Below are 13,136 nucleotides of genomic sequence, written 5' to 3' on the forward strand. Positions count from 1 at the left end.
CTCTTTGTTTTTTTTAAGAAATACATCGCGGTTTCTTAGATATGATAATCTCATCTACTATATGTGGAATCGAGCGTATACCTGCCTCGTAATCTAACGCTATAGCAAGAAAAAATTGAACAATACACTTTTCTCGATCGTTATTGCTCTTAACGTGATTTTAACCAATTTATAAAAGCCACTGCATTTGGGTTATTGAGCGTGCGTTTAGGGTAGGCAATAAAATAGGATTGTTTAAGGGGTAGGTTAATATCGTAGAGTTTCACTAATTGGCCACTTTTCAGTTCAGTGTTTATTAGCATTTTCTGGCCTAATAATAAGCCTCTACTTTGTAGAGCGGCTTCTATCGCCATACTTGAAAGGTTAAAGTGTGGTCCTCCATTGGGCGCTGTGATATTCAAATCAACGGCATCTAGCCAGTCATTCCAATCAGGTAAGTTGTCATTGTGATCGCCCCAGTCGACATGAATCATAGGCAATTTTAAAATGGATTGAAGGTAGGCTTTTTCATCATCAGAATGCTCTACAGATTCTAATAACGTAGGGCTAATCACTAATGAAACCGAGTCAGTGAAAAGTCGCTCTTGTATGAATCCTAAATAATCTTGATCACCAAAACAGATGCAGATATCGGATGCTGATTGGTTAAAATCGACTTTCTTATGACTAGCTTCAATTCGTATTTCTAAACCCGGGTTTAGATCCATCCACTGCAAAACATGAGGCATTAACCATTTTGTCGCTACAGAAGGCAGAGTGGTAATTGTTAAAACATCTGGGTTACTAAATTGCTTGATTTGCTGTTGCCCTAAACGGAGCTTTTCGAGGCCTTTTTGTACGAATACAAGATAGTTTTCTCCAACATGGGTTAACTTTACACCCATTTTAGAGCGATCAAACAGCACTACGCCTAGGTGTTGTTCGAGTACTTGAATTTTTTGACTAATCGCTGCGGGCGTTACAAAAAGTTTTTTAGCGGCACTCGCAAAACTACCATATTCAGCGGCGGCTTCAAATGCAATTAATGTTCCTAAAGGAGGCAACTGAGTAGGCTTCATAGTCAATAAGTCTTATTTGTGTGCGATATTTTATCAGTAAGTATAACTTAATGATGTGCTAAGAATATATCGTTATTAATCGTGTCATCCATAACTTATTCTTTTCGAAGTCGTAAAATTATAAAGGAATTTGAAATGGATCTAGAGCAAGTAATTCAACTGCAAAAGTACCCAATTAATGACGTCTCATTTCATCAAAAATGTAAGCAAACGTTGGATGAACACGGTGCTCTAGTGTTACCTGACTTTTTATCTGCAGCGGCCATCAAACAGGTTATTGAAGAAGGTGAGGCCAAAAAAGAACAGGCTTATTACTCTAAAGACAGCCACAACGTTTTTCTTAAACCGTCAGATCCTGAATTCCCTGCAGATCATCCTCGTAATAGACAGGTTCAATCGTCTAAGGGTTGTATTACAGACGATCAAATTGCTGCTGATTCACCACTTAGAACACTTTATGACTCAGAGAACTTCCGTAAGTTTCTAGCGGCGGTGCTTGGAGAAGAGCAGCTTTATAACTACGCCGATCCGTTATCGTCGATCAATCTGCATTATGCGAGTGAAGGACAAGAGCTAGGTTGGCATTTTGATGAATCCTCTTTTGCGACCACTTTATTATTTCAGAGTCCAGAAGCGGGTGGCGTGTTTGAATACATAGAAAATATGCGCGATGCGGATGCGGGTGAAATGAATTACGAAGGCGTAGCAGAAGTATTAGATGGCAAACGAGAAAGTAAAATATTGCACGCAGGCCCAGGCACATTAGTTATGTTTCGTGGACGCAATGCGATGCACAGAGTAACGCCAACAGAAGGTGCGATTACTCGTATGCTGGTGGTATTAGCGTATAATTCAAAACCAAATATCGAATTATCTGAATCCGCTCGAATGACGTTTTATGGACGTCTTTAAATTGGCATAGGCAAGGTATTATTATGGGCACCACCGTCACAAATTTGTCGTACGGACCGTTAAACTGCAACATAGATTTAGACAGTCCGGGTAAAAGGTTTGGTAACATAAACCTTAATTATTCGAGCCATCAACATGCTTTTAGCGCAATCCCTATTCCTATTGCCATTATAAAAGGAACAAGAAAGCCAAAAGGAGAAAGAATGCAAAAAGGGGACGAAGGACCGACCGTATTGCTGACCGCAGGTAATCATGGAGATGAATACGAAGGGCAATGTATTTTAAGAAGACTGATTCGAGAAATAGATCCATCATCTATTAATGGTCGGTTAATTATACTGCCAGCGTTAAATAGCCCAGCCGTTAGAGCGGCCACACGTACGTCACCGTTAGACGGTGGAAACCTTAACCGTTCGTTTCCCGGCGATCCTGATTCTGGCCCTACCAAAGCCATCGCGGGATTTATCGTTCAACATCTATTTCCTCTTACTGATCTTGCTGTTGATTTTCACTCAGGTGGTTCAACATCAACCTACGTAAATACAGGTTTTTTATGTGCAAATACAAATCCCGATTTGCATCGTCGTAATGTTGAATTAATGGAAGTATTTGGCGCGCCTTTTACCATGGTTCTTCCTCCAACAGAGGCTGGCACAGATATCGATTTCAGTGCTTATCAAGCGGGTGTTCCATTTATTTCATGTGAACTGGGCGGAGCTGGTACCGTCTGCCCAGCCGCATTTAATATCGGTTGGGCAGGGCTCATGAGAGTACTGGTGAAAAATGATGTGATTGCACATGATCATCCATTTTTATCTGACGTGCCAAATGACAGTTCTGGGACGTGTTTTGTCGATATAGCCTCAAATTGCACCATGATTACCGCAGCGCATGGCGGTTTATTTGAGCCTTTACACGAACTGGGTAGCTGGGTCGAAAAAGGCCAGAAAGCCGGATGTACTTATGGCCTTCAAAATTTCATCGAACCGCTTGAAAGTCATACCTTCGAAAGTGATGGCGTCATTGTGATCAAACGCAGAGACACTCTTGTTCAAAGTGGTGACCATCTTTATTGCGTCGCAGGCAAACTGAGTCGTGAGGAGGTGTTGGCTATGAGTACTAAAGCAGGAAGTTAAATGCGCTGAAACGTTTTTACATCGTAAAAAAACTCTATTTACTGGAAGGAAATAGAGTTTTTTTGTGTACTTGTTATGAGAAAAATGACAAGCAAACATCATTCCCAAAATGCATTTCTGTCCATGTAGTTTTTCAAGAATTGTTCTAGTCTTGGAGGCTTTTCACCTTGGAATATCTCTTTAGGCGAACCTTTCATAAGAATTTCCCCTTGATCTAAAAACACAACGGTATCGGCAACTTGTGCTGCAAACCCCATTTCATGGGTCACAACAATCATCGTCATGCCATCTTTCGCGAGATCTTTCATTACCTGAAGCACTTCACCGACGAGTTCTGGATCAAGAGCAGACGTTGGTTCATCAAACAACATGACCGAGGGTTCCATGGCGAGCGAACGGGCAATCGCAACACGTTGTTGCTGTCCGCCTGAAAGCTGTGCTGGATAATGTAATGCACGTTCCGCTAGACCTACTTTTTTAAGAATAGCATGGCCTTTTTCGTCGGCTTCGCGTCGACTTAACTTCTTCACTCGGACCAATGCTTCCGTAACATTTCCCAATGCCGTCATATGAGGCCAAAGGTTAAATTGTTGGAAGACCATGCCCATATTACGCCTTACGTGATTAAGCTCGTTCGTGGAGGTTAGTTTTCTTATATCCGTGTCGTCGTTATACCCAAGCATTTCGCCTTCAATATAAATGTTGCCGCTAGAATATTGCTCTAAGAAAGCTATGCAACGAAGTAAGGTACTTTTACCTGATCCAGAAGGGCCAATTAGACACATTACTTCAGAAGGTTGTACCTTCAGATCAACGTTTTTCAATACTTGAGTGGTGCCAAAGTTTTTACTCATTTTTTGAACTTCAACGATAGGAGAGTCTTGTGTTTGTTTATTCATATTGATCGTTCCATATATTTGCTTAAACGTTTTTCTGTCCAACCGCCAAACCGTGATGTTAATTCAGCCAAAATGAGATAAGAGACTGCTAATACGGTTAGTGTTTCGGCGTAGGCGTAGGTTTCAGCACCGATACCGATTAGGACAAAAGCCAACTCAGGTACGGTAACGATGGAAAGAATCGCCGTTTCTTTACCTAGAATAATCGATACATTAACCAGCCCAGGGATGATTAAGACCATCATCTGTGGAATTTGGATACGTACTATTATTTGCAGTCGTGATAAGCCAATAATTTTGGCGGCATCCAACTGACCTTTTGGAATCGCGTTAAAACCCGCTCGAAACAGCTCTGCGTAATAAGCGCTGCCATTACAAGCTAAGGCAAATATGCCTGCTTCAATCGGTTCTAAATAAAGGCCTATAGACGGGCCGCCGTAATAGAGTAAGAATAATTGGATGAGAAAAGGTGTACCTCGTATTATTTCTACATAAAGGCGAACAGGGTAACGAAGAATTTTTGCCTTAGACATTAACCCCAAGGCGACGACTAAACCGAGTAGCATGGCGATAAAGCAGGCAATAAGAGTACATAAAATCGTGATGCCAAAACCGCTAGCGATATCGGGTAAATGGTTAAGGATGAGTTGAGCGTCAAATGTCATCATACGATTGACCTACTGTTAATGCGTCTTTCTACCCACAGGCCTAACACAGAGATGGTGCTGTTTAGAATGAAATAAACCAAAGCAGCGGTAAGATAAAATTCAAAAGGCTGGAAATTACTCGCGGCTAAATTCTGCGTGACACGAGTCAGTTCAACAATACCAATGACGGATATTAATGATGAGGCCTTAACTAAGATGATAGCTTCATTAATGAGAGCCGGAATGGTTAACCGAATAACCTGAGGAAGCTCAATAAATGCAACTATTTGAAGACGGTTTAAGCCAACCATGATGGCGGATTCTTTTTGGCCCGGTGACAAACTTTGAAAGCCACCTCGTAAAATCTCCGTAATATAAGCACTGCTACATAAGCCGACACAAACGATTGCAGTCGGTAGCGCTGGCGTATTGATGCCGATTAAAGGCAGGCAATAATAACTTAGCATTAACTGAACGAGTAAAGGTACGCCTCTAAAAAACGATACATACAATTTAGTCAAAATACGTAATGGCGTGCTGTTTGATAAACGAGCGGTACACATTATCGTACCTATAATTAACCCCAACGTCAGAGCTGAGATGGAAAGGAGTACAGTCATCTGTACCCCTTCCCATAACACAGGTAAAGCTGGGAGGAGCGTAGAAAAATCTAGCATTTACAGCTCCGCGAACAATTAAATTTTTGGCACGATTGGTGTTTGTGGTAACTCAATAGCGATTCCAAACCACTTTTTCTGGATCTCAGCCATACGACCATCTTTAGTCATTTTAGCCATGATTTTATTGATCGATTCTATTAGGCTTTTGCTTTCGTCATCGTTACGGAAAACATAACCTGAATAGGCTTCGGTGCCGAAAGGAGGCATAACCACTTCAAAGTTTTTATGTTGGCTTGCAATATACGCAATGTTTGGTAGTGAATTCGCTACAGCGTCAACGCGGCCAGTCATGATTTCAGAGTAGGCTTGGTTGTTATCTACATAAAGTTTGATGTTTGCTGGTTTACTCAGTGTATTTGAAAATGCTTCTAGTTGAGCGGCTGGTGCAGAGCCTTGTCCTGCTCCAACGTTCATATCTGCAATATCTTCAGACTTCATTATCTTCGTATTACCTTTTCGCTTTAATAGCGCGACAGAGGCGTCTGAAATAGCGTTCGAGAAACTATAACGCTTCATTCTTGCTGCCGTAATAGACACGGGACCACCAACCATATCGTATTTGTTCGCTTCTAAACCCGGTAAAACGCTTGTCCAAGGTAAGTCGATATAAGTGACTTTTACGCCTAATTCTTTTCCAACTTCTGTGAAGAAGTCTTTGTTTAAACCTTCATGTTTACCATTAACTAAAAAGTCGAATGGAGCGAATTGAAGCTCAGTACCGATGACTAACTCACCTTTGGATTTCACATCAGATAAAACATCTGCATGAGCGGTAGTTGCTGCAAGGGTTGTAGCTAAACTAAATAACGCGATTTTTAACGGTGTCACTATTCTGTTGGCTTTCATTGTTGGAGATCTCCATTATTAATAATTTACACGAACGTTTGCTGTCGAATTAAAAGTATTTCTTTAACGCTTCATTTGAAAATAGCTTGTAAGTTATGGCTATTCAAACTCTAAGTTGTATATACATATATCGTGCCATGTATTTTAATATATAGCATATAAATTTATTTAATTACCATGATGTAGGTTTTTTGTTTTTTTTTAAAATAATCATAAATGACATGTGACATTAATGCCGCATATATCTGGTGCGATATGATGGGTTGATTGATTCAATGCGCTATTTTGGTTCGCTTTTTATTAGCTTACGTTTTGTTGCTTCAATATTTTTTTAGTTATATTTTCTGTGCCCTACGAGTGTTTCTAGGTTTTTTTAAGATCCATTTTTTTATTAAAAAATAATCGACAAATAGAGTAAATAAAGATATATCTTTAATATGTATATACATCTAATGAGAAAGTCTTACTTTCTTATTGACTACTTTATAGGTGGGGAAAAATGAGCAGCGCATTGTCAGTTGATCATCTAGTGAATAAAAATGTTATGGGGTTAGGAGCTTATAATTCAGGCTTATCAGTCGAGGAATTGAAAAAAAAGTATCAAGTTGAAAAAATCGCTAAGTTGGCCAGTAATGAAAATCCGTTTCCGACTTCTGCTGCCGTTTTGAAGGCATTACTGGGCGCTGATAACCTCAGTCATTACCCAGATCCATACTGCAAAGTCTTAAGTGCAGTGCTGGCACAGGACCTTGATGTGTCAGAAGACTCCATTGTGGTGGGGAATGGTTCAGAAGACTTGCTTAGTATTATTTCGCGGGTTTTTGTGGAAGTTGGCGATAAAGTTATGACGGTTGTGCCTTCTTTCGGACTACATATTAGCTACCCAGTCGCCTGTGGTGCCAACATGCTAATTGCTCACCTAACGGATGATTTAGAGTTTGACCTCGACAAAATAACCACTATGTTGCGTACAGAAAATCCCAAGCTATTTTTTATCGCCAGCCCTTGTAACCCTGTTGGTTGTAGTCTTAATAGCATAGAAGTCCAGCTCATTATCGACAGTGTGAGTCATGAGACATTACTTATTTTTGATGAAGCTTATTATGAATATGCAAAAGATGACGAAGATTATCCAGATGTGTTGTCGTTATTAAAAGCATCAGGAAAGCCATTTGTACTATTAAGAACCTTCTCTAAGGCGTACTCTTTGGCAGGTTTACGAATCGGTTATGGGGTTTTTTATCCAACAGCATTAGCAGGTTACGTTCATAAATTAAGAACACCTTTCAATGTGAATCGATATGCTCAAAAAGCCGCTATTGCGGCTTTTCATGATCATGAAAATTTAGAGAAAACCATTGCTTGGAATAATGTCGAGCGTGAAAAAATGGCATCTGAATTAATTCATTTAGGCTTGTCTCCTAAGTCGTCGAAAGGGAACTACTTGTTTTTCGCCACTGATTGGAATGGCGTTGAGCTGGCTCAACGTTTGTTAAGTTATGGTGTGATTGTTAAACCTTGGTTAGAAGAAGGCTACGAAGAGTATATTCGTGTTTCTATTGGCGCTAAGGAAGAAAATGAACAGTTTATTGATTGTCTTAGTAAAATTTTAAAAGCATCCGCTAAATAAAAGGTTCTGAATTAATGCCAGATTACACATATTATTCAAAAAAATAATCTCTAATGAATTACGCAGAAAGCCTTGAATACCATATCTATGGTAGGAAAGGCTCTCTCTTCTCTTAATAATCTAAACCCATCAAAGGTAGTATTAGTTGAGTTCTACGTGGTTTAGCTCAACGCATCAGAAGCAAATATTACCTAAGATAGTAAATGCGAGATACAATGTAATTCTTAGCATGTACTTTCACTTAATGATTAAACGGAATTCACTTTGACTAATAAACCTTCGTCTTTGCTAGAAAATTTATTTTCTGATTTGCCAGATACGCCACTGCCTATCTATGCCAAATTAAAGCAAGCCATTTCGCTAAAGATATCCTCTGGTGAGTGGGAAGCAAATCAACGTGTTCCGTCAGAAGCGGAAGTGGTTAAAGCGCTTGGTATGAGTCGTATGACAGTCAATAGGGCGCTGCGTGAATTAACCGCTGAAGGTTTGTTGGTTAGGCACCAAGGGTTAGGGACTTTTGTCGCGGAAAAAAAGGCGCACTCAGCCTTGTTTGAAGTACACAATATTGCTGAAGAAATCGCTATTCGTGGCAATAAACATCGTTCTGAATTATTGGTATTGGAAACATCACACGCGACTGTAGAAGAGGCAATGGCGTTGGGAGCTCGTACCAATCACAAAATTTTCCGCTCAATAATTTTGCATTTCGAAAATGATCTGCCTATTCAAATTGAAGAAAGAATTGTGAATGAAAGCCTTGCTCCAGAATACGATAAACAAGATTTCTCGACCAATACTCCCTATGTTTATCTTATGAAAGTAGCACCAATGACAGAAGGCGAGCATCTAGTCGAAGCGATTTTACCGAATAAATTAGAGTGTGAACGTTTGCAAATATCGGCCAATGAACCCTGCTTACAGATTAAGCGACGTACATGGGCGGGTGATGATATTGTCACTGTCGCAAGACTTTTGCACCCAGGCTCTCGCTTCCAGTTATTTGGTCATTTTGGACGATAGATGTTCTTTTAGAGCTAAAGCTCTTTTAGATAGACTGTATTTTTTAGAAATAGTGATTACTTAGATAGCGAAAGCACCTGAATAAAAACGCCACTGCCTGACAGTAATGTCATGATGCTATTTGCTTTAAATTGAATAAAATCTTGAGCGTTTAAAGTAACTGAATCTGTCTCTGTGGCGTTTTCTTCGATAGAGAAAATACAATCCTGATTCGCATAAAACCCTTCGAATAAAATCTCTTCATGAGTAGTTGCTTCAATTGTATGAGGTGCGAAACAGGATATCACGTCTGCTTTTGTGTCCGCCTCTCGTACTATGATATTCAGATCTTCAATTGAACCCTTTTTCAGCGTGGCATGAGTCTCTACACCACCAGGAAATTGAGCGATATCGAGAATGTTTGTTAATATATTTTTAATGATTGAATCCTGCTGAATATCTTTCGAGGGGGCGTGTCTTAACGTCATACCATTGCCAGATAATAAGACTAGGGTTCGATACATGGTATTGAAGTCAGAGAACACACCGTCTGCAACAACAGCCGCTTGGCTAATACGAAAACGTACGCCATCAGCATCTTCCGCTAGATGAATTTCAAGTGTTTCACCAAGGCCGTTTTTCCATGGCATACGCTTGTAATCGCTTTGTTTAATAATCGATATGCTTGAATTTTTGTTTGCTTTAAGCATCGTACATCACCTTTTTAATCACTTGGATAAAGGCAAGGCGACTGCTTTCTTCTTGTGCATGATGGAAATCTTTAATGCGCTGCAGACCTGCCACAAAGACGTCTCTTACGAGGTTTTCATTTGAGGCAAACAGCCAACGATTTAGAATGCTGTTGTTTTCACCTGAGCTGATGCTGGCGGCAAGAAACGGATTGTTAGCGTCAAGTACAATAAAGTCCGCACGATTGCCTTCTGTTAATCCTAATGAAACATCACAAGCTTGATTCCCACCCAACAAGGCTTGTTTGAATAAATGGTCACCTACACGATATTGTTCTGGATGATTGTTTGTTGAATTATACAAACGATTACGTTTTTGATCTCGTAGGCGTTGGCCATACTCTAATGTCCGTAGCTCTTCGACAATCGACAAACTCACATGGCTGTCTGAGCCAATCCCCCAGCGACCGTTGGCTTGTTCAAACTCAACCGCTGGGAAAATACCGTCGCCTAGGTTGGCTTCTGTTGTTGGACACAATCCAGCCACAGCATTGCTGGTGGTGATGGCTTGCAGCTCTTTTTGATCAAGGTGAGTAGCATGAACCAAACACCATCTTTCGCTTAAACCAATCTCATCTTGTAGCCACTGAACAGGGCGTCTTCCGCTCCAATCTAAACAGTCTTGGACTTCTTTTTGTTGTTCAGAAATATGAATGTGAATTGGCATAGAAGTACTTAAATTGGCCAATACAGTTTCTATTTGCGGTTTAGTTACCGCGCGAAGTGAGTGAAAACAAATACCGAGTTTATGGGTTGCGTGGTTTGCTAGTTTGGTCTCGCAGGCCTGATGCAATTTTAGGTAATCTTCAGTGGAATGAATAAAGCGCGCCTGTCCAGCATTAGGTGTTTGTCCGCCAAATCCAGAGTGTGAATACAGAACAGGCAATAAAGTGAGCCCCATACCTGATTTATCTGCGGCTGAGATCATTTGGTTCGACATTTCACCTTGTTCGCCATAATGCTTGCCACCAATGTCATGGTGTAAGTAATGAAACTCGCCGACTTGTGTATAACCCGCTTTGAGCATATCGATGTAAAGCTGAGTCGCAATGATTCGAGTATCGTCTGGTGTCAGCTTTTGCACTATTTTGTACATCAAATCCCGCCAGCTCCAAAAACTGTCATTTGGATTTAAGCTTACTTCCGCTGCACCGGCCATGATTCGTTGAAAAGCATGCGAGTGAACATTGGCTAAACTGGGTAACACTGGGCCAGATAAAACAGTGGCATCTTGGCTAGGTTGTTGGCCTTGTTGAATGGATTCAAAGCAACCCTTGTTGACTGTAAAAAGCACGTTATTCGCCCAGCCGGAAGAAAGTAGAGCTTGCTTGGCAAAGTAGACTTGTTTGGCAGAATGAGTGCTGGTTATTGTTTGGGTCATCGCGGTCAAATCCTAAACGGTTTATTTCTGATGTGTTATCGGTAAAAAGTTGTTGGTTCAGTGTAATGCAAAAATAAATGTATATACAAATATAATTTAAAGACGTTCTGTGTTTCATATTGCTGGATTTTATTGAATGGGTAGGCATAGATTTTAAGAGCCGTTAATTTGACTTTTTCTCCCATTATTTCTTCATATATAGAAAAGAAATGTATTAAAAAATGGGAAAAAACTTGCCTTAACAAGTTTTAGATTTTATCTTGTGTTTAATTGTATATACATCTTAATTGAATTTATATTTTCAGGAGATTGAAATGGCGAAGCAAACACTGACTCAACAAGAAGTAAACCAAAAGCGTTTTCGTGCTGGTGAAGTAAGGGCCGCAACAGGCACTAAGCTGACAGCGAAATCTTGGTTTACAGAAGCGCCAATGCGTATGTTGATGAATAACCTTGATCCTGATGTAGCAGAAAACCCAGAAGAATTGGTTGTTTATGGTGGCATCGGTCGCGCTGCTCGTGACTGGGAAAGCTACGACAAAATCGTTGAATCTCTAAAAGAACTAGAAGATGACGAAACACTATTGGTTCAATCTGGTAAACCCGTTGGTGTTTTTAAAACCCACAGCAATGCACCACGCGTATTGATTGCTAACTCGAACCTAGTGCCACATTGGGCGAACTGGGAACACTTTAATGAGTTAGACGCAAAAGGCTTGGCAATGTATGGCCAAATGACTGCAGGCTCTTGGATCTACATCGGTAGCCAAGGCATAGTGCAAGGCACTTACGAGACGTTCGTCGAAGCAGGTCGCCAACATTACGATGGAAACCTTACAGGCCGTTGGGTACTGACAGCAGGCTTAGGCGGAATGGGTGGCGCGCAACCATTGGCCGCAACCATGGCGGGTGCTTGTTCATTGAACATCGAATGTCAGCAAAGCCGCATAGATTTCCGTTTGCGTACTCGTTATGTGGATGAACAAGCAACGGATTTGGATGACGCTCTAGCGCGAATCAAAAAATACACAGAGGAAGGCAAAGCCGTATCCATTGCTTTATGCGGTAACGCAGCAGACATTTTGCCAGAAATGGTAAAGCGCGGTGTACGTCCAGATATGGTGACTGACCAAACATCAGCACATGATCCATTGAATGGTTACTTACCAACGGGAATGAGCTGGGAAGAGTATCGTGAAAAAGCAAAAACTCAACCTGCTGAAATCGTGATCGCAGCAAAGAAAACCATGGCGACTCATGTTCAAGCTATGTTGAATTTTCAAAAAATGGGTGTTCCAACCTTCGATTATGGTAACAACATTCGTCAAATGGCGATGGAAGAAGGCGTAGCAAACGCGTTTGATTTCCCGGGCTTTGTCCCTGCTTACATTCGTCCATTATTCTGCCGTGGTATTGGTCCATTCCGTTGGGCTGCATTATCTGGTGACCCAGAAGACATTTACAAAACCGATGCAAAAGTAAAAGAAGTGATCGCAGACGACGCGCATTTGCATCATTGGTTAGACATGGCACGCGAACGTATTCAATTTCAAGGTTTGCCAGCGCGTATTTGCTGGGTAGGTCTTGGGCAGCGCGCCAAGCTTGGTCTAGCGTTTAACGAAATGGTTCGCAGCGGTGAGTTGTCGGCTCCGATTGTTATCGGTCGAGATCATTTGGATTCTGGCTCTGTTGCCAGCCCAAACCGTGAAACGGAAGCCATGCAAGATGGCTCGGATGCGGTATCAGATTGGCCATTATTGAACGCATTATTAAACACAGCGTCTGGCGCAACCTGGGTGTCTTTACACCACGGCGGCGGTGTTGGTATGGGATTCTCTCAGCATTCAGGCATGGTGATTGTGTGTGATGGTAGTGATGATGCCGCAGAGCGTATTGCACGCGTACTTCATAATGACCCAGCGACAGGCGTTATGCGTCATGCGGACGCGGGTTATGAAACTGCCATCGAATGTGCGAAAGAGCAGGGCTTAAACTTACCAATGATCACTGGTGATCAAGCGAAATAAGCTATTGCGACTCTTTTTTACTTTGTTGCACGGTGCTCGAAATCCTCATGTATAACTATACACTCCGGTTTCTGTGCTCCGTGCGCCTCGTAAAAAAAACTCTCATAACGCTTATTACACAGATCATGTCTTAAACGAATATATACTTAAAAAATGATTGCAGAGCATCGCA

General features: G+C 41.2%; 12 protein-coding genes. 5 read left to right on the plus strand and 7 right to left on the minus strand.

The window, feature by feature from the left end; translation table 11 throughout:
* Positions 1-149: 149 nt before the first annotated feature.
* Positions 150-1,058: a LysR substrate-binding domain-containing protein gene (locus IF202_RS08960; protein ID WP_191594524.1), complete on the minus strand. Its 909-nt coding sequence runs from the start codon at positions 1,056-1,058 to the stop codon at positions 150-152.
* A 135-nt stretch (positions 1,059-1,193) separates the two neighbouring features.
* On the opposite strand from IF202_RS08960, the gene IF202_RS08965 reads away from it, so the two are divergent.
* Together IF202_RS08965 and IF202_RS08970 are read left to right on the plus strand one after the other, a co-directional pair.
* Entirely contained in the window at positions 1,194-1,970 is a 777-nt protein-coding gene (locus tag IF202_RS08965) for a HalD/BesD family halogenase (RefSeq protein ID WP_191594525.1), read from the plus strand.
* A 203-nt stretch (positions 1,971-2,173) separates the two neighbouring features.
* On the plus strand, positions 2,174-3,106 hold the full coding sequence (locus tag IF202_RS08970; RefSeq protein WP_191594526.1) for a succinylglutamate desuccinylase/aspartoacylase family protein: 933 nt from the start codon (positions 2,174-2,176) through the stop codon (positions 3,104-3,106).
* 98 nt (positions 3,107-3,204) lie between these two features.
* Here IF202_RS08970 and IF202_RS08975 read toward each other — a convergent pair whose 3' ends face one another.
* From IF202_RS08975 to IF202_RS08990, 4 genes are read right to left on the minus strand one after another with little or no spacing between them, the layout of a single operon-like run.
* Positions 3,205-4,005, minus strand: coding sequence for an amino acid ABC transporter ATP-binding protein (locus IF202_RS08975; RefSeq protein WP_206705430.1), 801 nt, complete (start codon positions 4,003-4,005; stop codon positions 3,205-3,207).
* Positions 4,002-4,673, minus strand: coding sequence for an amino acid ABC transporter permease (locus IF202_RS08980; protein ID WP_191594527.1), 672 nt, complete (start codon positions 4,671-4,673; stop codon positions 4,002-4,004). The genes IF202_RS08975 and IF202_RS08980 overlap by 4 nt, the downstream gene beginning before the upstream one ends.
* Positions 4,670-5,329, minus strand: a complete 660-nt coding sequence (locus tag IF202_RS08985; RefSeq protein WP_191594528.1) for an amino acid ABC transporter permease — start codon at positions 5,327-5,329, stop codon at positions 4,670-4,672. Before IF202_RS08985 ends, IF202_RS08980 begins: the two co-directional genes overlap by 4 nt.
* Before the next feature lie 18 nt (positions 5,330-5,347).
* The gene (locus IF202_RS08990) at positions 5,348-6,178 is read right to left on the minus strand and encodes a transporter substrate-binding domain-containing protein (RefSeq protein WP_191594529.1); all 831 of its coding nucleotides are present in this window, start codon (positions 6,176-6,178) and stop codon (positions 5,348-5,350) included.
* Positions 6,179-6,677: 499 nt separating this feature from the next.
* On the opposite strand from IF202_RS08990, the gene hisC reads away from it, so the two are divergent.
* Positions 6,678-7,808, plus strand: coding sequence for a histidinol-phosphate transaminase (gene hisC / locus IF202_RS08995; protein WP_191594530.1), 1,131 nt, complete (start codon positions 6,678-6,680; stop codon positions 7,806-7,808).
* A 264-nt stretch (positions 7,809-8,072) separates the two neighbouring features.
* The gene (gene hutC, locus IF202_RS09000) at positions 8,073-8,828 is read left to right on the plus strand and encodes a histidine utilization repressor (RefSeq protein ID WP_191594531.1); all 756 of its coding nucleotides are present in this window, start codon (positions 8,073-8,075) and stop codon (positions 8,826-8,828) included.
* A 56-nt stretch (positions 8,829-8,884) separates the two neighbouring features.
* Here hutC and IF202_RS09005 read toward each other — a convergent pair whose 3' ends face one another.
* A complete protein-coding gene (locus IF202_RS09005; RefSeq protein ID WP_191594532.1) occupies positions 8,885-9,517 on the minus strand; it encodes a HutD/Ves family protein in 633 nt (210 codons plus the stop codon).
* On the minus strand, positions 9,510-10,937 hold the full coding sequence (locus IF202_RS09010) for a formimidoylglutamate deiminase (RefSeq protein ID WP_191594533.1): 1,428 nt from the start codon (positions 10,935-10,937) through the stop codon (positions 9,510-9,512). Before IF202_RS09010 ends, IF202_RS09005 begins: the two co-directional genes overlap by 8 nt.
* Positions 10,938-11,251: 314 nt before the next feature.
* Between IF202_RS09010 and hutU the strand changes: the two genes are divergently transcribed.
* Entirely contained in the window at positions 11,252-12,964 is a 1,713-nt protein-coding gene (hutU, locus tag IF202_RS09015; RefSeq protein ID WP_191594534.1) for a urocanate hydratase, read from the plus strand.
* Positions 12,965-13,136: the final 172 nt, after the last annotated feature.

The sequence above is a fragment of the Marinomonas colpomeniae genome (genome assembly GCF_014803385.1).
Lineage (GTDB): Bacteria > Pseudomonadota > Gammaproteobacteria > Pseudomonadales > Marinomonadaceae > Marinomonas > Marinomonas colpomeniae.